The 19051-nt window shown below is 63.2% G+C and carries 19 protein-coding genes; 13 read left to right on the top strand and 6 right to left on the bottom strand.

From position 1 onward, the window contains the following. Positions 1 to 5: 5 nt before the first annotated feature. Both PSAL_RS12055 and PSAL_RS12050 read right to left on the bottom strand, forming a co-directional pair. The gene (locus PSAL_RS12055) at positions 6 to 599 is read right to left on the bottom strand and encodes a hypothetical protein (protein ID WP_119838479.1); all 594 of its coding nucleotides are present in this window, start codon (positions 597 to 599) and stop codon (positions 6 to 8) included. Between the two features lie 321 nt (positions 600 to 920). Then, entirely contained in the window at positions 921 to 1880 is a 960-nt protein-coding gene (locus PSAL_RS12050) for an L-malyl-CoA/beta-methylmalyl-CoA lyase (RefSeq protein WP_119838478.1), read from the bottom strand. 243 nt (positions 1881 to 2123) lie between these two features. Here PSAL_RS12050 and dgcN point away from each other — a divergent pair, with 243 nt between their 5' ends. The 3 genes from dgcN (at position 2124) to PSAL_RS12035 (ending at position 5077) form a co-directional block, all read left to right on the top strand. Beyond that, the gene (gene dgcN / locus PSAL_RS12045; RefSeq protein ID WP_119838535.1) at positions 2124 to 3128 is read left to right on the top strand and encodes an N-acetyltransferase DgcN; all 1005 of its coding nucleotides are present in this window, start codon (positions 2124 to 2126) and stop codon (positions 3126 to 3128) included. A gap of 85 nt (positions 3129 to 3213) precedes the next feature. Then, on the top strand, positions 3214 to 4179 hold the full coding sequence (dgcA, locus tag PSAL_RS12040; RefSeq protein ID WP_119838477.1) for an N-acetyl-D-Glu racemase DgcA: 966 nt from the start codon (positions 3214 to 3216) through the stop codon (positions 4177 to 4179). Positions 4180 to 4213: 34 nt separating this feature from the next. After that, entirely contained in the window at positions 4214 to 5077 is an 864-nt protein-coding gene (locus PSAL_RS12035) for a D-amino-acid transaminase (protein WP_119838476.1), read from the top strand. 59 nt (positions 5078 to 5136) lie between these two features. Here the strand turns inward: PSAL_RS12035 and PSAL_RS12030 are convergent, their stop codons facing one another. After that, positions 5137 to 5448, bottom strand: coding sequence for a DUF1244 domain-containing protein (locus PSAL_RS12030; RefSeq protein WP_119838534.1), 312 nt, complete (start codon positions 5446 to 5448; stop codon positions 5137 to 5139). Positions 5449 to 5903: 455 nt separating this feature from the next. On the opposite strand from PSAL_RS12030, the gene pyk reads away from it, so the two are divergent. From pyk to pheS, 6 genes are all read left to right on the top strand, one after another. Continuing rightward, positions 5904 to 7358 carry a pyruvate kinase gene (gene pyk / locus PSAL_RS12025; RefSeq protein ID WP_119838475.1) on the top strand — a complete coding sequence of 485 codons (1455 nt, stop codon included), beginning with the start codon at positions 5904 to 5906 and terminating at the stop codon, positions 7356 to 7358. A gap of 81 nt (positions 7359 to 7439) precedes the next feature. After that, a complete protein-coding gene (locus tag PSAL_RS12020) occupies positions 7440 to 7682 on the top strand; it encodes a hypothetical protein (RefSeq protein ID WP_119838474.1) in 243 nt (80 codons plus the stop codon). A gap of 175 nt (positions 7683 to 7857) precedes the next feature. Further along, a complete protein-coding gene (rpmI, locus tag PSAL_RS12015) occupies positions 7858 to 8058 on the top strand; it encodes a 50S ribosomal protein L35 (protein ID WP_119838473.1) in 201 nt (66 codons plus the stop codon). Between the two features lie 12 nt (positions 8059 to 8070). Continuing rightward, positions 8071 to 8436 carry a 50S ribosomal protein L20 gene (gene rplT, locus PSAL_RS12010; RefSeq protein ID WP_119838472.1) on the top strand — a complete coding sequence of 122 codons (366 nt, stop codon included), beginning with the start codon at positions 8071 to 8073 and terminating at the stop codon, positions 8434 to 8436. A gap of 160 nt (positions 8437 to 8596) precedes the next feature. After that, complete coding sequence (locus PSAL_RS12005; RefSeq protein WP_119838471.1) at positions 8597 to 11449, top strand: methyl-accepting chemotaxis protein; 2853 nt, start codon at positions 8597 to 8599, stop codon at positions 11447 to 11449. An 82-nt stretch (positions 11450 to 11531) separates the two neighbouring features. Further along, positions 11532 to 12596 carry a phenylalanine--tRNA ligase subunit alpha gene (gene pheS / locus PSAL_RS12000; protein ID WP_119838470.1) on the top strand — a complete coding sequence of 355 codons (1065 nt, stop codon included), beginning with the start codon at positions 11532 to 11534 and terminating at the stop codon, positions 12594 to 12596. A 22-nt stretch (positions 12597 to 12618) separates the two neighbouring features. Here pheS and PSAL_RS11995 read toward each other — a convergent pair whose 3' ends face one another. Beyond that, positions 12619 to 13113: a hypothetical protein gene (locus tag PSAL_RS11995; RefSeq protein WP_119838469.1), complete on the bottom strand. Its 495-nt coding sequence runs from the start codon at positions 13111 to 13113 to the stop codon at positions 12619 to 12621. 342 nt (positions 13114 to 13455) lie between these two features. Here PSAL_RS11995 and PSAL_RS11990 point away from each other — a divergent pair, with 342 nt between their 5' ends. From PSAL_RS11990 to PSAL_RS11975, 4 genes are all read left to right on the top strand, one after another. Next, complete coding sequence (locus tag PSAL_RS11990; protein WP_119838468.1) at positions 13456 to 13743, top strand: YrhK family protein; 288 nt, start codon at positions 13456 to 13458, stop codon at positions 13741 to 13743. A gap of 26 nt (positions 13744 to 13769) precedes the next feature. After that, the gene (locus PSAL_RS11985) at positions 13770 to 14183 is read left to right on the top strand and encodes a cupin domain-containing protein (protein WP_119838467.1); all 414 of its coding nucleotides are present in this window, start codon (positions 13770 to 13772) and stop codon (positions 14181 to 14183) included. Between the two features lie 33 nt (positions 14184 to 14216). Next, positions 14217 to 16613 carry a phenylalanine--tRNA ligase subunit beta gene (gene pheT / locus PSAL_RS11980; protein ID WP_119838466.1) on the top strand — a complete coding sequence of 799 codons (2397 nt, stop codon included), beginning with the start codon at positions 14217 to 14219 and terminating at the stop codon, positions 16611 to 16613. 591 nt (positions 16614 to 17204) lie between these two features. Continuing rightward, the gene (locus PSAL_RS11975) at positions 17205 to 17663 is read left to right on the top strand and encodes an Lrp/AsnC family transcriptional regulator (protein WP_119838465.1); all 459 of its coding nucleotides are present in this window, start codon (positions 17205 to 17207) and stop codon (positions 17661 to 17663) included. A gap of 122 nt (positions 17664 to 17785) precedes the next feature. Here the strand turns inward: PSAL_RS11975 and PSAL_RS11970 are convergent, their stop codons facing one another. Both PSAL_RS11970 and rpsU read right to left on the bottom strand, forming a co-directional pair. Next, positions 17786 to 18508: a hypothetical protein gene (locus PSAL_RS11970; RefSeq protein ID WP_119838464.1), complete on the bottom strand. Its 723-nt coding sequence runs from the start codon at positions 18506 to 18508 to the stop codon at positions 17786 to 17788. 321 nt (positions 18509 to 18829) lie between these two features. Next, the gene (rpsU, locus tag PSAL_RS11965; protein ID WP_005614280.1) at positions 18830 to 19036 is read right to left on the bottom strand and encodes a 30S ribosomal protein S21; all 207 of its coding nucleotides are present in this window, start codon (positions 19034 to 19036) and stop codon (positions 18830 to 18832) included. Positions 19037 to 19051: the final 15 nt, after the last annotated feature.

Below are 19051 nucleotides of genomic sequence, written 5' to 3'. Positions count from 1 at the left end.
CGGGATTAACCGCAATACGCCGCCTGTTCGGTGATCGCCTTGCCCGCTCCGGTCAGGTCTACCGGCAGCGACTGGCCGAGAATCGTCAGCTCCTGCCCGCGTTGCAGGGCGGTCAGGAAATCGGTCATCGCCTGCGGGCTTGGGAATTGCACACGGTAGCTGTGGAAAGTGCCCTTGTGGATCTGGGGGTCCTCGACAGGGCCGGTATATTCCAGCGCATAGCCGCCCTGGTTACCGTCCACGGCGACCAGCATCTGGGACGCATAGGGCTTGTCGCTGCGGGGCACCTTGCCGTCGGTCGAGGGCAGCTTTTCAGCGAAGGACACCCGCACGGACCGCCCCCCGCCCTCTTCGCAGCGAATCGAGAAATATTCGCCGGCGACTGCGCGTTCCGGGGTCAGGTACATCAGCAGGCCGGCCTTGTCGGGCGCCTTGCTTTGCATCCAACGTTCATTGAACACCTTGGCCTGGTCGTTTTCGACCACCGATTGCGCCAGGGCGGGCAGGGGGGCGGCAAGGCTCAGGGCGACGGCCAGGTACGGGGCCCACTTGGGGGCAAGTTTGCGGGCGGCGGGCAGGGATGTCTGGAAAAGGCGCATGACGGGGCAGGTCTCCGGGTCACGAGGGGTCAGATATTGGGGCCTGCGGTGCCGTTATGGACCCGACAGGCATGTCTTGCAGGCAAACTGGCGTGTTTGCGACCCATTGCCAAGGGCTTCGGCAGGGCTTCGCCACTTGGGCGGGTTTCGCACCGACAGCGGGGGCTTGGCGGCGAGGGGCGGCGCGAACACGCGCCCGGACCTGCCTTGCGGTCGGGTCGGGACAGGGCCGCATGACGGAAACTGAAATGGGTTTGCAGAATCAAAAAAGCGCCCGCGAGTCCTCCTCACGCGGGCGCTTTGCCGAACCGGCCTGCTGGGTTACCCCGCGGCGATAAGCTCGGCCTGTCTCACGATTACTTGTGCCTGCTTTATGGACGCTATGTCAACAAGTCTTCCTTTATAGACCGTCGCGCCCGCTCCTTTGGTCTGGGCCTCTTGCATTGCGGCAAGAATTGCTTCTGCCTCTGCGACCTTTTCCGCGGAGGGGGTGAAGACCTCGTTCGCGAGGGCGATCTGGCGGGGGTGGATGGCCCATTTGCCGACCATGCCGAGCACCGCCGAACGATACGCCTGCGCCCGATAGCCCTCGTCGTCCGAGAAGTCCCCAAAGGGCCCATCGACCGGCAAAAGCCCGTGGGTCCGGCAGGCGGCGACGATGGCGGCTTGGGCCCAATGCCATGGATCTGGCCAGTATTTCTGGCCCTCCCGCAACATGTAGTAGTCTTCCTGGGTGCCACCGATTCCGGTCGTCTGCATACCCATGGAGGCCGCGAAGTCCGCTGCGCCCAGGCTCATGGCCTGCATCCGGGGCGAGGCGGCGGCGATTTCCTCGACATGGGAAAGGCCCGCGGCGCTTTCGATGATGACCTCGAAGCCAATCCGCTTGCCGCGTCCCTTTGCAGCCTCGATGGCAGAGACAAGCGCGTCGACAGCATAGATATCCGCCGCGCAGCCGACCTTGGGAATCATGATCTGATCGAGCCGGTCGGCACAATGCTCCAGAAGGTCCACGACGTCGCGGTACCACCAGGGCGTATCCAGACCGTTGATTCGCACCGACAGGGTCTTGCCGCCCCATCCCTGATCCCCAATCGCGGCGATGACATTGGCGCGGGCGGCTTCCTTGTCGTTCGGGCTGACCGAATCCTCCAGGTCGAGGTTGATCACATCCGCCTGTGATCCCGCCATTTTGGGAAACAGCTTTGGGTTCGAGCCGGGTCCGAACAGCTGACAGCGGTTTGGGCGGGCCGGGGGCGTCGGTTGGATCTGGAAGGACATGCGGCTTCTCCGTGGGGAAACTTAATTGCGCCGTTGGTTGTTTTGTTGGTATTAAATTGCGTAACGATAGGCAAGTCTATTTTGCGCTGCAGCATGGCTGCCCGCCAGCATGGCAGAATCTTCTGTCTCGGGGGTAAAAGTTCGCAAAACCTCCCCCAATTCGACGTTGGCGCGCGTAATTTGCAAACAAATTGATGCGCTGCCGGTGCATCGTAAGGAAAACCATTCATGGAGTGCACCGGCATGATCGAGACCCCTTATCTGCTTTTCCTCGGCGATGCGCCGGACCCGCTGGCGGCCAAGGTGGCCCAGGGCATCAAGGACTGGCGTCCGGACAATTGCGTCGGCCAGTTCCGCATGGAAGGCTGCAAGGCCGACATGAAGCTGCAGGACATGACCCTGGCCGAGGCCAAGGCGGCCGGTGCCAAGACGCTGGTCATCGGTGTTGCGAACCGGGGCGGCGTGATTTCTCCGGCGTGGAAGAAGGTCCTGATCGCGGCGCTGGAAGAAGGCTTCGACATTGCTTCGGGCCTGCATAACCTGCTGCGTAACGAAGCCGATCTGAAGGCCGTGGCCGAGGCGACCGGGCGCACGCTGCACGACGTGCGTATCCCGTCGGTGCAATATCCCATCGCCAACGGCGTGAAACGGACCGGCAAACGATGCCTGGCCGTGGGAACCGATTGTTCGGTCGGCAAGATGTACACCGCGCTGTGCATGGACCGCGAAATGAAGGCCCGTGGGCTGAAATCGTCGTTCCGGGCCACCGGGCAGACCGGTATCCTGATCACCGGCGATGGTGTGCCGCTGGACGCCGTGATCGCGGATTTCATGGCCGGATCGGTGGAATACCTGACGCCGGACAATGATGATGACCACTGGGACATGATCGAAGGGCAGGGGTCGCTGTTCCATGCCTCCTATTCCGGCGTCACCATGGCGCTGGTTCATGGCGGTCAGCCCGATGCGCTGGTGATTTGCCACGAACCGACCCGCGAGCACATGCGCGGCCTGCCGGATTACACGCTGCCCTCGCTGCAGGACGTGCAGGATATTGCGCTGCGGTTGGCCCAGGTGGTCAATCCGGGCGTCAAGGTCGTCGGGGTTTCCGTCAACACCCAGCACATGGACGAGGAAACTGCCAAGGCCTACCTCGCCAAGGTCGAGGAAGAGATGGGGATGCCGGCCACGGACCCCTATCGCTATGGCGCCGAAAGCCTGGTGGATGCGCTGGTCGCGCTCGGCTGAGCATTGATCCCATGTCCCGCCGGTAGTGGCCTTGCACGGCCTCCGGCGGGAGTATTTCCGACAGGATGAATGAAGGAGCGACCTCATGAAGATCGAGGTGACACGCGATGTCTTTCCGCTGGCGCAGGTGTTCCGGATCAGCCGGGGCGCGCGGACCGAGGCAGAGGTGCTGACGGTCACGCTAAGCGATGGCGACCACGTGGGACGCGGCGAATGCGTGCCCTATGCGCGCTATGACGAGACGCTGGCCTCGGTCGAGGCCGAGATTGCCGCGCTGCCCCATGACATTACCCGCAAGGGGCTTCAGGATCTGATGGAACCGGGCGCGGCGCGGAATGCGCTGGATTGCGCGCTTTGGGATCTTGAGTCGAAGAAGGCCGGCAAGCGGGTCTGGGAACTGGCCGGGCTGCCGGCGCCCAAGCCCGAGGTCACGGCCTATACCCTGTCCCTTGATGAGCCCGCTGCGATGCAGGCCCAGGCCGAGAAACACGCCTGGCGGCCGCTGCTGAAGATCAAGCTCGGCACGCCGGACGACATGCCCCGGCTCGAGGCCGTGCGACGCGGTGCGCCGACATCGAAGATCATCATTGATGCCAATGAAGGCTGGTCGCCGGAGGTCTACGCGGATCTGTCGCCCCATCTGCTGCGTCTTGGCGTGGCGCTGGTCGAACAGCCGCTGCCCGCAGGGCTGGACGAGGGTCTGATCGGCATGGATCGCCCGGTGCCCGTCTGCGCCGATGAAAGCTGCCATGATCGTCACAGCCTGCCCGGTCTGAAGGGCAAGTACGATGTGGTGAACATCAAGCTCGACAAGACCGGCGGGCTGACCGAGGCGCTTGAGTTGCGCCGCGCCGCGCTGGCCGAAGGGTATGACGTCATGGTCGGCTGCATGGTGGGGTCATCGCTGGCCATGGCGCCGGCGGTCCTGCTGGCGCAGGGGGCAATGGTGACCGATCTGGATGGCCCGCTGTTGCTGGCGTCGGACCGGGCTTGCCCCTTGCAATATGATGATGCGGGGGTGCATCCCTCGGATCGCGCACTCTGGGGCTGACCGAGGCCTGATGCCTCACTGAAAAGGACATGAAATGACCCGTACCGTCTATGTGAATGGCGACTACCTTCCCGAGACCGAGGCAAAGGTGTCGATCTTTGATCGCGGCTTCCTGATGGCCGATGGGGTTTACGAGGTGACCAGCGTGCTGGGCGGCAAGCTGATCGATTTCGCCGGTCACGCCAAGCGGCTGGAACGGTCGCTGGGAGAGCTGGACATGGCCGCGCCCGTCACCAGCGAGGAACTGCTGGAGATCCACCGCCAGTTGGTCGAAAAGAACGGCATCACCGATGGGCTGGTCTATCTGCAGATTACACGTGGCGCGCCGGAGGACCGTGATTTCGCCTTCCCCGATCCCGCGACCACACCATCGACCATCGTTCTGTTTACCCAGAACAAGCCTGGACTGGCCGACAGCCCGGCGGCGAAGGTCGGCATGAAGGTGATCTCGATCCCCGACGTCCGCTGGCATCGCCGCGACATCAAGACGGTGCAGCTCCTGTACCCGTCGATGGGCAAGATGATGGCCAAGAAGGCCGGCTGCGATGACGCCTGGATGATCGAGGACGGTTTCGTCACCGAAGGCACCAGCAACAACGCCTATATCGTCAAGGGCGGCAAGATCATCACCCGCGAACTGTCCACCGACATCCTGCACGGGATCACCCGGGCTGCCGTGTTGCGCTTTGCCGCAGAGGCCCAGATGGAGGTCGAGGAACGCAATTTCACCATCGAGGAAGCCATGCAGGCCGATGAGGCCTTCATCACCTCGGCTTCGGCCTTCGTCATGCCGGTGGTCGAGATCGATGGCGCCTCGCTGGGGGATGGCAAGCCCGGTCCCGTAGCCGCGCGGCTGCGCGAGATCTATCTCGAGGAAAGCCTGAAGACCGCGATCTGATTGCCGTCTTGCTGTCCCGTGCAAGGCCCGTCGGTGATCCGGCGGGCCTTTTGCGTGGTCTATTTGTCGGTGACGTTGTCCCGCAGGGCGGTGGCGAAGGCGGCCTGCTTGTCGGCGGGCGCTTCGGTCTGGTGCGCCGTTTTCCAGTCGTCATAGGGCATGCCGTAGAAGACCTCTCGCGCCTCTTCCTTGCCCATGTCCATGCCGCGTTCGCTGGCGGCCTCCTGGTACCAGCGGCTGAGGCAATTTCGGCAGAACCCGGCCAAATTCATCAGGTCGATGTTCTGAACGTCCATGCGGTCGTCCATCAGGTGCTGGCGGAGGCGGCGAAAGGCGGCGGCTTCCAACTCGATGCGGGTCTGGTCGTCCAGGGTGTCCATGTCATGTCCTTTCCGGCAGGGGATGCCTGTTAATGACCTCTGGCGAGGCCAGTGTCACGGGGGCAGGCAGGCGCGCGCCGCCTAGATCCTGAGCGAACCATCGCCCCCGCAGCGCTTTCTGGCACCATGAAGCTGCCCAGAGAACACAAAAGCGTTAACCTGTCAGGGGTAAGACCGGGCCTGTCGGGCCGGATGAAGGGGGGGAGCATGTCAGGCAGCATCATCGGGCGATCCGCCCCGCGCGGCGCAGCTTCATCAGGATGTCACCCTCCCGGCACAGGGTCCGGGTGCGCGCGACGGGTGCCAAAGGGACACGTGTCGCGGGTGTCGGACAAGCGCCCCTGTACAGACCGGCTTGCCATTGGCAATGCTGGCGGGGCGCAATAGGATGCATGTGAACGCTAACATCCAGCCCGATCGGGCCAGATAGCAGGGGAAGACCTTATATGATACGCAAGCGCAATACCAAAATCGTCGCCACTCTGGGGCCCTCCTCCTCGGATTACGAGACGATCCGCGCGCTGCATGAAGCGGGGGCGGATGTGTTCCGGCTGAACATGTCCCACGGCAGCCATGACGAGATCCGCGAACGCCACCGGATCATTCGTCAGATCGAACGCGACGTCGACGGGACCATCGGCATCCTCGCCGACCTTCAGGGGCCGAAGCTGCGGGTAGGGACCTTCCGCAACGAGGATGGCGAAGATCTGGCCGAGGGCGCGGCCTTCCGGCTCGATCTTGACGACGCGCCGGGCGATGTGTCCCGCGTGAACCTGCCCCACCCCGAGATATTCGCGGCGCTCGAGCCGGGTTCCAGCCTGCTGGTCAACGACGGCAAGATCCGTTTGAAGGTCACCGATTGCGGCGAGGATTTCGCGGACTGCGAAGTGATCGTCGGTGGCCGGATCTCGAACCGGAAGGGCGTGAACGTGCCCGACGTGGTGCTGCCGCTGGCGGCGCTGTCGGAGAAGGACCGCAAGGATCTGGAATTCGTCTGCCAGCTGGGGGTCGACTGGCTGGCGCTGTCCTTCGTGCAGCGCCCCGAGGACATGCACGAGGCCCGGCGCCTGGCCGATGGTCGCGCCGCTGTTCTGGCCAAGATCGAAAAGCCCGCCGCTGTCACCGCCTACGAGGAGATCCTGGCGGTTTCGGACGGGATCATGGTGGCGCGGGGTGATCTCGGCGTCGAACTGCCCGTCCACGCGGTGCCGCCGATCCAGAAACGCCTGATCCGCAAGGCCCGTGCGGCGGCCAAGCCGGTCATCGTCGCCACCCAGATGCTGGAATCGATGATCGAAAGCCCGGTCCCGACACGGGCCGAAGTCTCGGACGTGGCTGCCGCCATCTACGAGGGCACCGATGCGGTGATGCTTTCCGCCGAAAGCGCCGCCGGCCAGTACCCGATCGAAGCGGTCGCGACGATGGACAACGTGGCGCGGTCGGTCGAGGGCGATCCGCTGTATGCCGAGGTGATGGAAGCGCAGCGGCGCACCACCACCGGGCGTGGCACGATTGCCGACGGGATCGTCGCCGCGGCACGCGAAATCGCCGAGACCACGAACATCAAGGCGATCTGCTGCTTTACCCAGCATGGCACGACTGCGTTGCTGGTGGCCCGCGAACGGCCCAAGGTGCCGATCCTGGCGCTGACCCACCTGCGTGGCACGGCCCGCAAGCTGACCCTGGTCTGGGGCTGCAATTGCCACATGACCGGCGAATTGCACCGCTTCAAGCAGGCCGTCGTCAATGCCGCGCGCTGCGCCCGTGTCACCGGGCTGGCGACCGAGGATGACCAGATCGTCGTCACTGCCGGGGTGCCATTCAACCAGTCCGGCACCACGAACATCCTGCGCGTCGCGCCCTGCGATGAACGCCTGATCTTTGCCGCCGATCCGGATTGACCGGACAGGGGGCGCCGGGCGGGTCTGATCCGGCCCGGCGCCCCGATTTGTCGGTCGCAGAATACGAGCCCCGAAAATTTCATGCTGCACGATACGATCTATGATGCGATCTACGTCGGGGGCGCTGCGGTGATCTTCTTCGCTGTTCCGGGGCTGGTGACCGCCCTGGCCGACCGCCGGCCGCTGCTGCCGATGTCGCTGATGCTGGCAATCGGAGTCGCGGCGATGGGCTGGGTCTGGTATCTTGATCCTCAGATCTATGCCCTGCGCAATTTCCCCGAGACGACTTATCGCGTCTTCGGCGCGGTCTGGCACAGCTTTTAGAAACGGCCCGCCCCGCTTGGCATTCCGCGTCCGCCCCATGGCCGCGAAACCACGTCTTTCCCTGCACCGGGGGCTTGCCAAATCCTCACGCCCCGCCTATACGCGCCTTTCTGTTGCGCGTCCGGCGAAAGAGGCATGCCGAGTCGCGTCGATTCTCTAAAGACAGGAGACGAAAATGCCCAAGATGAAGACAAAGTCGAGCTGCAAGAAGCGGTTCAAGGTTACTGCCACCGGTCGTATCCTCGCCGGCCAGGCCGGTAAGCGCCACGGCATGATCAAGCGGAGCACCAAGTTCATCCGCAATGCCCGTGGGACAACCACGCTGTCCAAGGCTGATGAGCAAATCATCAAGCCGATGATGCCCTACGCACGCTAAGGAGATCAGCACATGTCCCGCGTTAAAGGTGGAACCACAACCCACGCCCGTCACAAGAAAGTCCTCGACGCAGCGAAAGGCTATTACGGCCGTCGCAAGAGCACCTTCAAGGTTGCCCGTCAGGCTGTCGACAAAGCCAACCAGTATGCGACCCGTGACCGCAAGAACCGCAAGCGCAACTTCCGCGCCCTGTGGATCCAGCGGATCAACGCGGCCGTCCGTTCGCACGACGAAGCGCTGACCTACTCGCGCTTCATCAACGGTCTGACGCTGGCCGGTATCGAAGTGGACCGCAAGGTCCTGGCTGATCTGGCCGTGAACGAGCCCGATGCTTTCGGTGCCATCGTCGACAAGGCCAAGGGCGCTCTGGCGGCCTGATCCGATACAGCGCAAGGCCCGGCCCCTTCGCAGGCAGGCCTTCCGATGTGTCGCTGAAATAGTTAAAACCCCGCCCATTCGGCGGGGTTTTTTTCATTGTCTTTACGACCCGTTAGCGCTTCGTCCCTAGGTCTGGGGCCTGCGCAATCCGGGACCTTTCATGAAACGCATCGCTTTCCTCGCGATTGGCCTGTACATCCTGCCACTGCCTGTGCCGGCGGCCGATCAATTCGCTCTGCAAAGCAATCTCGACCACGTCTGGACCATGACCGCGGCGGGGCTGGTCTTCTTTATGCAGGCCGGGTTCCTGCTGCTTGAGGCCGGGCAGGTGCGGTCCAAGAATTCCGTGAACGTGGCGCAGAAGAACCTGATCGACTTCATCCTGTCGACAGTTTGCTATGGCGCCTTCGGCTTTTGCGTGATGTTCGGCACCTCGCAGGGGGGCTGGTTCGGCTGGTCGCCAGACATGCTTTGGTTCGGGACCGGCGATCAATGGTCGATGACCTTCTTCACCTTTCAGGTGGTGTTCTGCGGTACAGCCGCGACCATCGTTTCCGGCGCGGTTGCGGAACGCATGTCGATGTTCGGCTATATCGCGATCACCCTGCTGATTACCTTGTTGATCTACCCGGTGGCCGGGCATTGGGTCTGGGGCGGTCTGTTGTCGGGCGGCGGCGATCCCTGGCTGGCGCGGCTGGGGTTCCTGGATTTCGCCGGCTCGACCGTGGTTCATTCCGTCGGTGCCTGGGCGGCCCTGGCGGCGGTGATCCTGATCGGCCCGCGCTTCGGCAGGTTCGATGAAAACGGGCGCCCGCGGGTGCTGCACGGGCATTCGCCGGTTCTGGCAACTGCGGGCTGCGTGATCCTCTGGGTCGGTTGGATCGGTTTCAACGGCGGGTCGACCACCGCCGGGACCGGTGCCTTTTCGGGAATCATCATGGCCACAATGATCTCGGGCGCGACGGGGGGCGTTTCCGGAATGATCCTAGGGCGCAGTCTGGATGGCCTTTTCCGCCCCGAGGCTGCGGTGAACGGAGCGTTGGCCGGTTTGGTCGGGGTGACAGCGGGCTGCGATCTGTTGGATGGCGGTGGCGCTGCGCTGACCGGCATCGGGGCGGCCACAGTGGCCTTCTTCTTTGCGCGTTTCATGGAACATGTCTGCAAACTGGATGACCCCTTGGGGGCGATTGCGGTCCATGGGGCGGCGGGGGCTTTCGGCACCCTGTCGCTGGCCCTGCTTGGTGACCCCGCGGCCCTGCCGGCAGGGTCCGTCCTTGGGCAGCTTGGCATCCAGGCGCTTGGGGTCGGCGTAGTCTTCGTCTGGGCCTTCGGTCTGACTTTCCTGGTGCTTGGCTTGGTGACATTGTGCTCCCGCAGCGACGACCACCCGGGCGGCGGGCTGCGGGTCTCGCAAGCCTTTGAACGCGACGGGTTGAACGTTTCGGAACACGGCGCTTCGCTGGGGCTGACACGCGTGCAGGAAGCGGTCCGCGCCATGGTCGTCGAGCCCGGCCGGCCGGACCTGAGGATCGAGGTCGATCAAGGGGATGAAGCCTTTGAGCTTGCCATGGATTTCAATTTCCTCCTGGACGCCCTGGATACGCAGCGACTGCAGGACGCCGAGGCTGAACAGGCCCGCCGGAAAGCGGCGCAGGACGAGGCGATCGCGGATTTGCTGGCCTCCGAGGTCGGGCAGGTCCTCGACCGTTTCGAAGCCGGCGATTTCGCCGCCCAGGTCCCGCTGGATGGCAAGGATGGCGTGTTGCGGCGTCTGTCGGAGCGGATAAATGACCTGTCCCGGGCCGCAACCTACGGGTTGGAGGATATGTCGGCGGCCCTTGCGGATCTGCTGTCCGGGGAAGGGCGTCATGTGATGCTGAGACGCTATGAAGGCGTGCTCGGCAGTCTTCAGGAAGACTTCGAAGCCATGGCGCAGCAGATGGCGCAGGCGGTTTCAGGCGTGGATTGCGCGGTGGAGGCCGGGATCGAAGGGCGTTTCGATGCCGTGATCGGCCTGGAAGGCCAGTCGGGTCAGATCGCGCGGATCTGTTCCGGGTTGAACCGGCTTGGCGCGCATTCGGACAAGGTCGTGACGGAATTGCACGATGCCTTGACCCGCATGGCCGCGGGCGATCTGGCGGCGCGTATGCTGGGGGATTACAGCGGCCGCTATGCCGAGATCCAGGAATGCCTCAATCAAAGCTCGGCCCGGCTGTCCCAGACCCTCGTGCAGGTCCGCGAGGCGGCGGAAGACAATGCGCGGCTTGGGGCCGATGGGTCCTCTGCCTCTGCCGGCATCCGCAGCGGGGTGCAGGATCTGGCTGCCAAGATGCAGCAGGCCGAGAGCCTGTTGCAAGAGCTGCGCGCCCTGTCGCGGGACGGCAAGAGCCTGGCCGAGGAAGCCGCCGAGCAAAGCCGCAAGACCCAGGGCAACGCCCGCGAAGGGCTTTCGACGGCCGAGCGCAGTCATGAAAACATCCTGTCCGCCGAAGAGGCCACACAGGAGATCAACGGCTCTGTCGACCTGATCGAGGACATCGCGCGCCAAACCAATCTTCTGGCGCTGAATGCGGCGGTCGAAGCGGCCCGAAATGGCGGCTCTGCAGGGTCGGGGTTCAAGCTGGTCGCGGAAGAGGTCCGCGCCCTCGCGGGCCGCACCCGTGAGGCATTGCAACTGATCCGGGCGCGGGCCGAAACGGTCAGGGACCAGGTCTCCGCCGGGGCCTCTCTGGTGTCCGCCACCCGCGAACAGTTGGGCCGTATCGCCGAAACCGCCGAACAAAGCTACGAGGTCAATTGCGCCCTGGCCCGCGCCGGTACCGATCAGCACAAAGCGGTGACAGAGGTCGATATCATTGTCATGACCGTGGCCGCCGAGGCCCAGCAAATGGCGCGCCATGCCGAAGATGCGGATGCGATTGCCACCGATGTCTCTGCCGGAGCAGAAACCACCCGCGTGCTGCTTGAGCGGATGATGCTCGACCGTCGCCTGAGGCCACGCGATGCGGCCTGACGCGCGGAGCCACCCGGTCCATGATCCTTGCAATCCGGGACCCTTGTGGTAACCCCAACGCCGTCTGCGAACGGAGGCGGCGATGGACGATCTGAAGGCAAAATACCTTGGCGCGATTGCCGGGGCGGGCGATGAAGCCACCCTGGAACAGCTGCGGCTGCAGGCGGTTGGCAAGAAGGGCGAGATCAGCCTGAAGATGCGCGAGCTGGGCAAGATGACCCAGGAAGAACGTCAGCAGGCCGGCCCCGCGCTGAATGCCCTCAAGGACGAGATCAACTCGGCACTGGCTGCCAAGAAGGCCGCCCTGTCGGATGCCGCGCTGGACGAACGCCTGCGGACCGAATGGCTGGACGTGACGCTGCCCAGCCGGGCGACACGCCAGGGCACGATCCACCCGGTCAGCCAGGTCTGGGAAGAATGCACCGCCATCTTCGCCGACATGGGCTTTGCCGTTGCCGAGGGGCCGCAGGTCGAAACCGACTGGTACAATTTCGATGCGCTCAACATCCCCGGCCACCACCCCGCGCGGGCCGAGATGGACACTTTCTACATGCACCGTGCGGAAGGCGACGACCGCCCGCCGCATGTGCTGCGCACCCATACCAGCCCGGTGCAGATCCGCTCGATGCAGGAACAGGGCGCGCCGATCCGCATCATCGCGCCGGGCCGCGTCTATCGCGCCGACTACGACCAGACCCACACGCCGATGTTCCACCAGATCGAAGGCCTTGCCATCGACCGCGACATCTCAATGGCGAACCTGAAATGGGTGCTCGAGGAGTTCTTCTCGGCCTATTTCGGCACCAAGGTCAAAACCCGCTTCCGCGCCTCGCACTTCCCCTTCACCGAGCCTTCGGCCGAAGTCGACATCCAGTGTTCCTGGAAGGACGGCACGGTCGTGGTGGGAGAGGGCGACGACTGGCTCGAGGTGCTAGGCTCCGGCATGGTGCACCCGCATGTGCTGAAGTCGGGCGGAGTCGACCCGAACGAATGGCAGGGCTTTGCCTTCGGCATGGGGATCGACCGGATCGCGATGCTGAAATACGGCATCCCGGATCTGCGCGCCTTCTTTGATTCAGACCTGCGGTGGCTGCGGCACTACGGGTTCAGCGCCTTGCAGGTGCCGACGATCCGGGGCGGGGTTTGACCCCCGCCCCCGGTCATAAGTTTTAGGTCAAGACGACCGGCACGCCGAGAATTTCGGAGCAATGGCCAAGGCGGCTTTCCACCTGTTGACGGGACAGGTTCGAATCGTAGAAGTACCCGTCTCCGAGTTCGAGGCCGAAATGCGCAAGTCCGTCTCCGTCGTAGAGGGCTTCAGGAGATTTCGCGACGATCCTGCGACGTGAGTATTTTACGGCCGAAAGTTCGTCTAGAAAGTCGGGATTAGCCTCGCGCATTCGCTTCAGTGCCTGGAAGTAGCATTCCTTGAGGCTTCCGGCGCTGACTGTCGCGTCTCCAAAAGCGATGCTGAACTTCTGCCTTGAAGAGTTGCTTCCTTTGATCGGCTGCATAGGCTTTGTAAGATTGCTTTCTGTCTCACTAGTGTCTGCTAACCCAAGCTCTTTCTTTATGATTTCACAGGGCGATTGTTCGAAGGAGCAACGCTTTGCTTCTATAAACTTGTGGAGAGCGAGGTCAATTTTGATCGTAATACTGTTCATGGTGTCTTCCTTTGTGGTGTCTGGCCGCGAGCCACTTAAGTTTCTTAAGGCCACTTAAGGATACTGCCTCGATTTGGAGCGCCACGCAAGCCTTAAGTGTACTTAAGTTGAAATCGGTTTTGGCAGGTCGCTGTAGGAAGCATTGTTTACATCGTGGTCAGCCCCCGCCCATGGGGGCGGTCGGTGGCTGGCCGTGCCGCTTCGCGACACGGCTTGGCAGTTTGGCAACCGTTCCACGAGCAATTCCATGCTTCCCAACCTGCGCGAAATACTGGCCGCCAGGCAGCAGGGGACTATACTTCGCCAACCTGTCCAGCCTCCCCCGCAAAAGGATTCTCCCGCATGCTTTCAAAACTCTTCCGCCACGAAGCCCGACAGAAATCCGAACACAGCAAAAGGCTCTACGCGCAGTTCGAGATCCTCTACACGCTGGTCGATTTCCTCGCTGCGGCGTTTTTCATCGTCGGATCGGTGTTTTTCTTCTATGAAAGCCTGATGATCGCAGGCACCTGGTTTTTCCTTTTCGGATCTTTCCTCTTTGCCGCCAAGCCGACGATCCGGCTGGTCCGGGAGGTCAAGCTCTACCGACTCGGAGATGACGAGGACCTGGCCGCGCGGCTTGACCGCTAGGCTTGTCCACCACCGAAGGAACGCAGATGACGATGAAGGCCCTATGCATCGCGGCACTGACAGTCTCGGCGTTCGCCGGACCGGCGGGTGCTGACGACTACCCACCGCTGGACGTGCTGGTCTCAAGCTCGCAAACCGTGATCGGCCAGCCCTTTGCCTATCCCGAAGGGGTGGCAAAGATCACTGCGGCCATCGTCTCGATGCAGCCCGGGCAGACCACGGGGTTGCATCACCACGACGCGCCGCTGTTCGCCTATATCCTTGAAGGCGAGATTACGGTGGATTACGGCGCTGACGGCAAGAAGACCTATCGGGCGGGCGATGCGGTGATCGAGGCCTTCGGCTCTGTTCACGAAGGTGAAAACACCGGTGCTGGCCCGATGCGTCTTCTTGCGGTCTTCGCGGGTTCCGATCAGGCCGCCAATACGTTATCCGAATAACCGACGCGCACCCGGCGCATAAGGATCAGACCGATGAAATTCACCCTTTCCTGGCTCAAGGAACATCTCGACACCACCGCTTCGCTGGACGCGATCCTGGAGGCCCTCACCGATATCGGCCTCGAGGTCGAAGAGGTAACGGACCCCACGGCCAAGCTGAAGGGCTTTACCATCGCCAAAATCACCGAGGCCGAGCAGCATCCCGATGCCGACCGCCTGCGGGTCTGCAAGGTTGAGACCGATGCGGGCCTCACCCAGATCGTCTGCGGCGCGCCCAATGCGCGGGCCGGCATCACCGTGGTTCTGGCGAAGCCGGGCATGTATATTCCCGGCCTGGACATCACGATCTCCGTCGGCAAGATCCGCGGCGTCGAAAGCCACGGCATGATGGCGTCCGAGAAAGAGCTCGAGCTTTCGGACGAGCACAACGGCATCATCGAACTGCCCACCGGCGAGGTGGGGCAGGATTTCGCGGATTGGCTGGCGCAGAACCGCCCTGAAACCGTCGACCCGATGATCGAGATCGCGATCACGCCGAACCGCCCCGATGCGCTTGGCGTGCGCGGCGTGGCGCGGGACCTGGCGGCGCGGGGCCTCGGCACCCTGCGCCCGATGCCCGATTACAAGCTGACCGAGGCGGGCGCCTGCCCGATCCCCGTCACCATCGAGGACAACGCGGCGGACGGCTGCCTGGTCTTCGCCGGGCGCCTGATCAAGGGCGTGAAGAACGGCCCCAGCCCGGCCTGGCTGCAACAGAAGCTGACGGCCATCGGCCTACGCCCGATTTCCGCGCTGGTCGACGTGACCAACCTTTTTACCTACGACCTGAACCGCCCCCTGCACGTCTTCGACGCGGGGAAGGTCGCGGGCGGTCTGAAGATCAGCCGCGCCAAGGGCGGCGAGGAACTGCTGGCGCTGGACGAAAAGACCTATGCCATGCCCGAGGGCGCGCTGATCATCTCGGATGACAACGGCGTCGAATCCATCGGCGGCATCATGGGCGGAGAGGCCTCGGGCTGCAACGAAACCACTGTCGATGTCTTCGTCGAAGCCGCCGTCTGGGATCATATCTCGATCGCGCATGGCGGGCGGGCGCTGAAGATCAATTCCGATGCGCGCTATCGCAATGAACGCGGCATTGATCCCGGTTTCAACATGGAAGGGCTCGACCGCGCCTGCGCCCTGATCGTGGAGCTTTGCGGCGGCAGCGTGTCCGAGGCCGTGGTGGCCGGAGAAGTCCCGGATGTTGCGCGGGCCTATCGCCTCGACACGGATCGCTGCTCCTCGCTCGTCGGTATGGAAATCCCGGCGGATGACCAGCGCGCGACCCTCGAACGGCTCGGCTTCGTCATGGATGGCGATATGGCGCAGGTTCCCTCCTGGCGGCCTGACGTGCTGGGCGAAGCGGACCTGGTGGAAGAGGTCGCGCGCATCGCCTCGTTGTCCAACCTGGAACCCAAGCCCCTGCCGCGCATCGCCCCCGGCGTGCCGAAGCCCATCCTGACCCCGCTGCAAAAGCGCGAACAGACGGCCCGCCGCACGGCCGCCGCGCTTGGCTACAGCGAATGCGTGACCTACAGCTTCATCGACAAGACCTCGGCGGCCCTCTTTGGTGGCGGCACGGATGCGACCATGGTCGGAAACCCGATCTCGTCGGAAATGAGCCATATGCGTCCCGATCTTCTGGCCGGCCTGCTGCAGGCGGCGGCCCGTAACCAGGCACGCGGCCAGCAGGACCTTGCCCTGTTCGAAGTCGGCGCGGTCTGGACCGGCGGTGAGCCGGGCGAACAGCACCTTCAGGTCGCGGGTCTACTGGTCGGTGCCACCAGCCCCAAGGACGTCCATGCATCGGCGCGGTCGGTTGATCTTTATGACGCCAGATCCGATGTCGAGGCGCTGCTGAGCGCCCTCGGCGCCCCGGCCAAGGTCCAGGTCCTGCGCGACGGCGCCCCCTGGTGGCATCCAGGTCGCCATGGCCGTATCTGCCTGGGGCCGAAAAAGATGCTGGCCGTCTTCGGTGAAATTCATCCCAAGGTGCTGCAACAGATGGGCGTCAAGGGTCCGGCGGTCGGCTTCACTCTCTGGCCCGAAGACATCCCGCTGCCCCGCGCCGCCTCCACCTCCAAGGGCGCCTTGATCCTCAACGATCTGCAGGCGATCGAGCGGGACTTCGCCTTCATCGTCGACACTTCGGTCGATGCGCTGACCCTGGTCAACGCCGCTTCCGGTGCGGACAAGACCATGATCGAAGACGTCCGCATCTTCGATGAATTCACCGGCGCCTCTCTCGGGGAGGGCAAGAAAAGCCTCGCCTTCGCTGTTCGCATCCAGCCGAAAGACGCGACCCTGAAGGAAAAGGAAATCGAAGCCATTTGTGCGAGGATCGTCGAAAAGGTCGAAAAGGCCACCGGCGGCACCCTCCGCGGCTGACACCTTGGGAGGGCGTGCCCGAAAGCGCTGCCCTGATCGTTTCCCTGTTCCAAATATCCCGGGGAAACGCCCGAAGACCGCGTCGAGCGGTCTTCGGGCGTGGGGGCAGAGCCCCCGCCCCACGTCGAAGTATCCCCAATCCGGTCAGGTCTGCCGGGCTTCGCGAGCGCAAGTTCACCCTGGCGCGTGCATATCCTTTCACCTGGTGGGCGTCGGAATAGAGCCCGATCTCCTCCAGCGTGGCTGAGATCTTCACCCCGTTCGGTCTGGGAAAGGAACACAGTTGCCGGATTTCGGGACTTGCCGCGGTCGATTTCCGGGAGATCGGGGCGTCGTCGGGGACCACCGGTCCCTTTTGTTGGATCTTTCCCGGACATAGCCAGCCGAGGCCAAGGATACCTTGTGCGTCGTCGCGCTCGACCTTGAACTGGCAGGCGGTGATGCGGAACGTCCTGCCCTGCCAAACTTTGGGCCAGATCTGCCGGGAGGCGGAAACTTGGTGCAAATCCGGCGTCTACAGGAGGAATCCCTCGCCAATCTTCCCTGGATCGGGATAATCTGCGAAAGAACAGTGATTTTGAAAGAGGCATGATGCCCCTCGACACGATGGACCGTGCCATTTTGCGCGCGCTGCAAAAAACCGGGCGTATGTCCAATGCCGAACTGGCGGACCGGGTCGGCTTGTCGCAATCAGCCTGCCATCGCCGGGTTCAGAGCCTCGAGAAGGAAGGGTATATTCGTGACTATGTCGCCCTTCTGGATGCCCGCAAGATGCAGTTGGCAACCACCGTCTTTGTAGAGATCGGGCTATCCGGTCAGGCCGACGACCTGCTGGAGGCCTTTGAAACCGCCGTGGCGCGGGTGCCCGAAGTTCTGGAATGCCACCTGATGGCGGGCACGGCGGATTACCTGCTGAAGGTCATCGCCGAAAGCTCAGAAGATTTCGCCCGCATCCACCGCCAAAGTCTGGCGCGGCTGCCGGGCGTCCAGAGGATGCAAAGCTCTTTCGCGCTGCGGACGGTTTTCAAGACGACGGCGCTGCCGGTCTGATGTCACATGAAACGGCCGCCCCCTGAAAGGGACGGCCGTAAAGGGGAAGGCCGACAGCCCCTGCCCGTGATCCAACCTGCCTGCAAAAGACCGTGGCGGCACCGGTGACCCGGTCGCCTCGACTATTCGGCTGGTCTGACCTGCTCGCCGAACCAGGCCCGCGCTTCGGGGGCGGCACGGCCGTAGAGACCGGGGTTCTGGGGGCGGACGAAGATCAGCAGGGAAATCAGGCTGAAGGAATACTCGTAAAGCTCGTACTGACGGTAGACGCCGGTGATCGCCACCATGACCAGCGAGGCCCCGATTGCCAGCCAGGCGTGCATGGCGCGCGGCACGGGCACGGCAAGGCTTGCTGCGGTCCGACGCACCCAGGCGGCACGCGGATAGAGCAGCGGCAACACCACGAGATACATCAGCAGCACCGGGGTCAGCCAATTCCCGAACAGGGTCGAGGCAAGCTGCTCTTGCCCGATGACCAGATTGTGCAAATTGGTTTCCGCTTGCTGGTTGTTGGCAACGAAGAAGTCGCTCGACTGCCAGCCAAAGATCCGCTGCCCCCAGGAGATCTCTTCGCCGGCGACGAAAGTGTAAAGCAGCGCATAGAGCCAGGTCAGCCCGGCCCGTATATGGTGGCGCAGCCGCAAAAGCTGAACCCCGCGCAGGGCCAGAACGAGGGCGGCGGCGAAAAGGAAGATCGCGGTCAGATATTCGATCAGGCCGTCTTCCTGAGCAATCCGACTGGAAAAGACATCGGGGTTTATCAGGGCGACCGGGATCGCGATCAGGTTGGCAATCACCAGCAGGGCAAGGGCGCCTGAGGTGGTAAAGCGAGATAGGCTCATCATGGATTGTCCGAAATTCAGGTGGTTGGAGAGGCGACGACCGAGACGTGAGGTGCGCCGCCCAAACCGATTATCTAGACCGGACCGTTCACTTTTCAAGTAACTGTTACATTTCCCGGCGATTCCCACGCGTCAGATCCGGCTTGAATCGCCGGTTTGCGACACGAGGGCTCAGGATCTTTGGGGGGGGGGACGGGGGGGTGTCCGGCGCCTGTGACCTAAGGCCTTTGGCCGGTGGCACGTTGCGCGTTTGCACAAAAACGACAAACCCCCGAGGCCAGGCCGCGGGGGGTCATCTTTTTTAGGTTCGTCTGAACAAAAAGTTCAGAGAAGTCCTTCGCGTTGCGCTTTCTTGCGCGCCAGCTTACGGGCACGGCGAATCGCTTCGGCCTTCTCGCGCGCTTTCTTCTCGGACGGCTTCTCGAAATGTTGCTTGAGCTTCATTTCGCGGAAAACGCCTTCGCGCTGCAGCTTTTTCTTCAGGGCACGGAGCGCCTGATCGACATTGTTGTCGCGAACACTAACCTGCATGTGGTTGTCACCACC

The organism is Pseudooceanicola algae (assembly GCF_003590145.2).
Taxonomy (GTDB): Bacteria; Pseudomonadota; Alphaproteobacteria; order Rhodobacterales; family Rhodobacteraceae; genus Pseudooceanicola; species Pseudooceanicola algae.
The sequence above is the reverse complement of the archived record's forward strand: the minus strand, read 5'-3'. Positions and strand labels throughout refer to the sequence as shown.

Bases quoted from the DNA above. Each gene is read 5' to 3' on its own strand.
- PSAL_RS11995 (WP_119838469.1), bottom strand. From the start codon at position 13,113: ATGAACAGTATTACGATCAAAATTGACCTCGCTCTCCACAAGTTTATA.
- dgcN (WP_119838535.1), top strand. From the start codon at position 2,124: ATGATCGAGACCCCTTATCTGCTTTTCCTCGGCGATGCGCCGGACCCG.
- PSAL_RS12005 (WP_119838471.1), top strand. From the start codon at position 8,597: ATGAAACGCATCGCTTTCCTCGCGATTGGCCTGTACATCCTGCCACTG.
- PSAL_RS11975 (WP_119838465.1), top strand. From the start codon at position 17,205: ATGCCCCTCGACACGATGGACCGTGCCATTTTGCGCGCGCTGCAAAAA.
- pheT (WP_119838466.1), top strand. From the start codon at position 14,217: ATGAAATTCACCCTTTCCTGGCTCAAGGAACATCTCGACACCACCGCT.
- PSAL_RS11970 (WP_119838464.1), bottom strand. From the start codon at position 18,508: ATGATGAGCCTATCTCGCTTTACCACCTCAGGCGCCCTTGCCCTGCTG.
- rpsU (WP_005614280.1), bottom strand. From the start codon at position 19,036: ATGCAGGTTAGTGTTCGCGACAACAATGTCGATCAGGCGCTCCGTGCC.
- PSAL_RS11985 (WP_119838467.1), top strand. From the start codon at position 13,770: ATGACGATGAAGGCCCTATGCATCGCGGCACTGACAGTCTCGGCGTTC.
- PSAL_RS12050 (WP_119838478.1), bottom strand. From the start codon at position 1,880: ATGTCCTTCCAGATCCAACCGACGCCCCCGGCCCGCCCAAACCGCTGT.
- PSAL_RS12035 (WP_119838476.1), top strand. From the start codon at position 4,214: ATGACCCGTACCGTCTATGTGAATGGCGACTACCTTCCCGAGACCGAG.
- PSAL_RS12020 (WP_119838474.1), top strand. From the start codon at position 7,440: ATGCTGCACGATACGATCTATGATGCGATCTACGTCGGGGGCGCTGCG.
- pyk (WP_119838475.1), top strand. From the start codon at position 5,904: ATGATACGCAAGCGCAATACCAAAATCGTCGCCACTCTGGGGCCCTCC.
- dgcA (WP_119838477.1), top strand. From the start codon at position 3,214: ATGAAGATCGAGGTGACACGCGATGTCTTTCCGCTGGCGCAGGTGTTC.
- rpmI (WP_119838473.1), top strand. From the start codon at position 7,858: ATGCCCAAGATGAAGACAAAGTCGAGCTGCAAGAAGCGGTTCAAGGTT.
- PSAL_RS11990 (WP_119838468.1), top strand. From the start codon at position 13,456: ATGCTTTCAAAACTCTTCCGCCACGAAGCCCGACAGAAATCCGAACAC.
- rplT (WP_119838472.1), top strand. From the start codon at position 8,071: ATGTCCCGCGTTAAAGGTGGAACCACAACCCACGCCCGTCACAAGAAA.
- pheS (WP_119838470.1), top strand. From the start codon at position 11,532: ATGGACGATCTGAAGGCAAAATACCTTGGCGCGATTGCCGGGGCGGGC.
- PSAL_RS12055 (WP_119838479.1), bottom strand. From the start codon at position 599: ATGCGCCTTTTCCAGACATCCCTGCCCGCCGCCCGCAAACTTGCCCCC.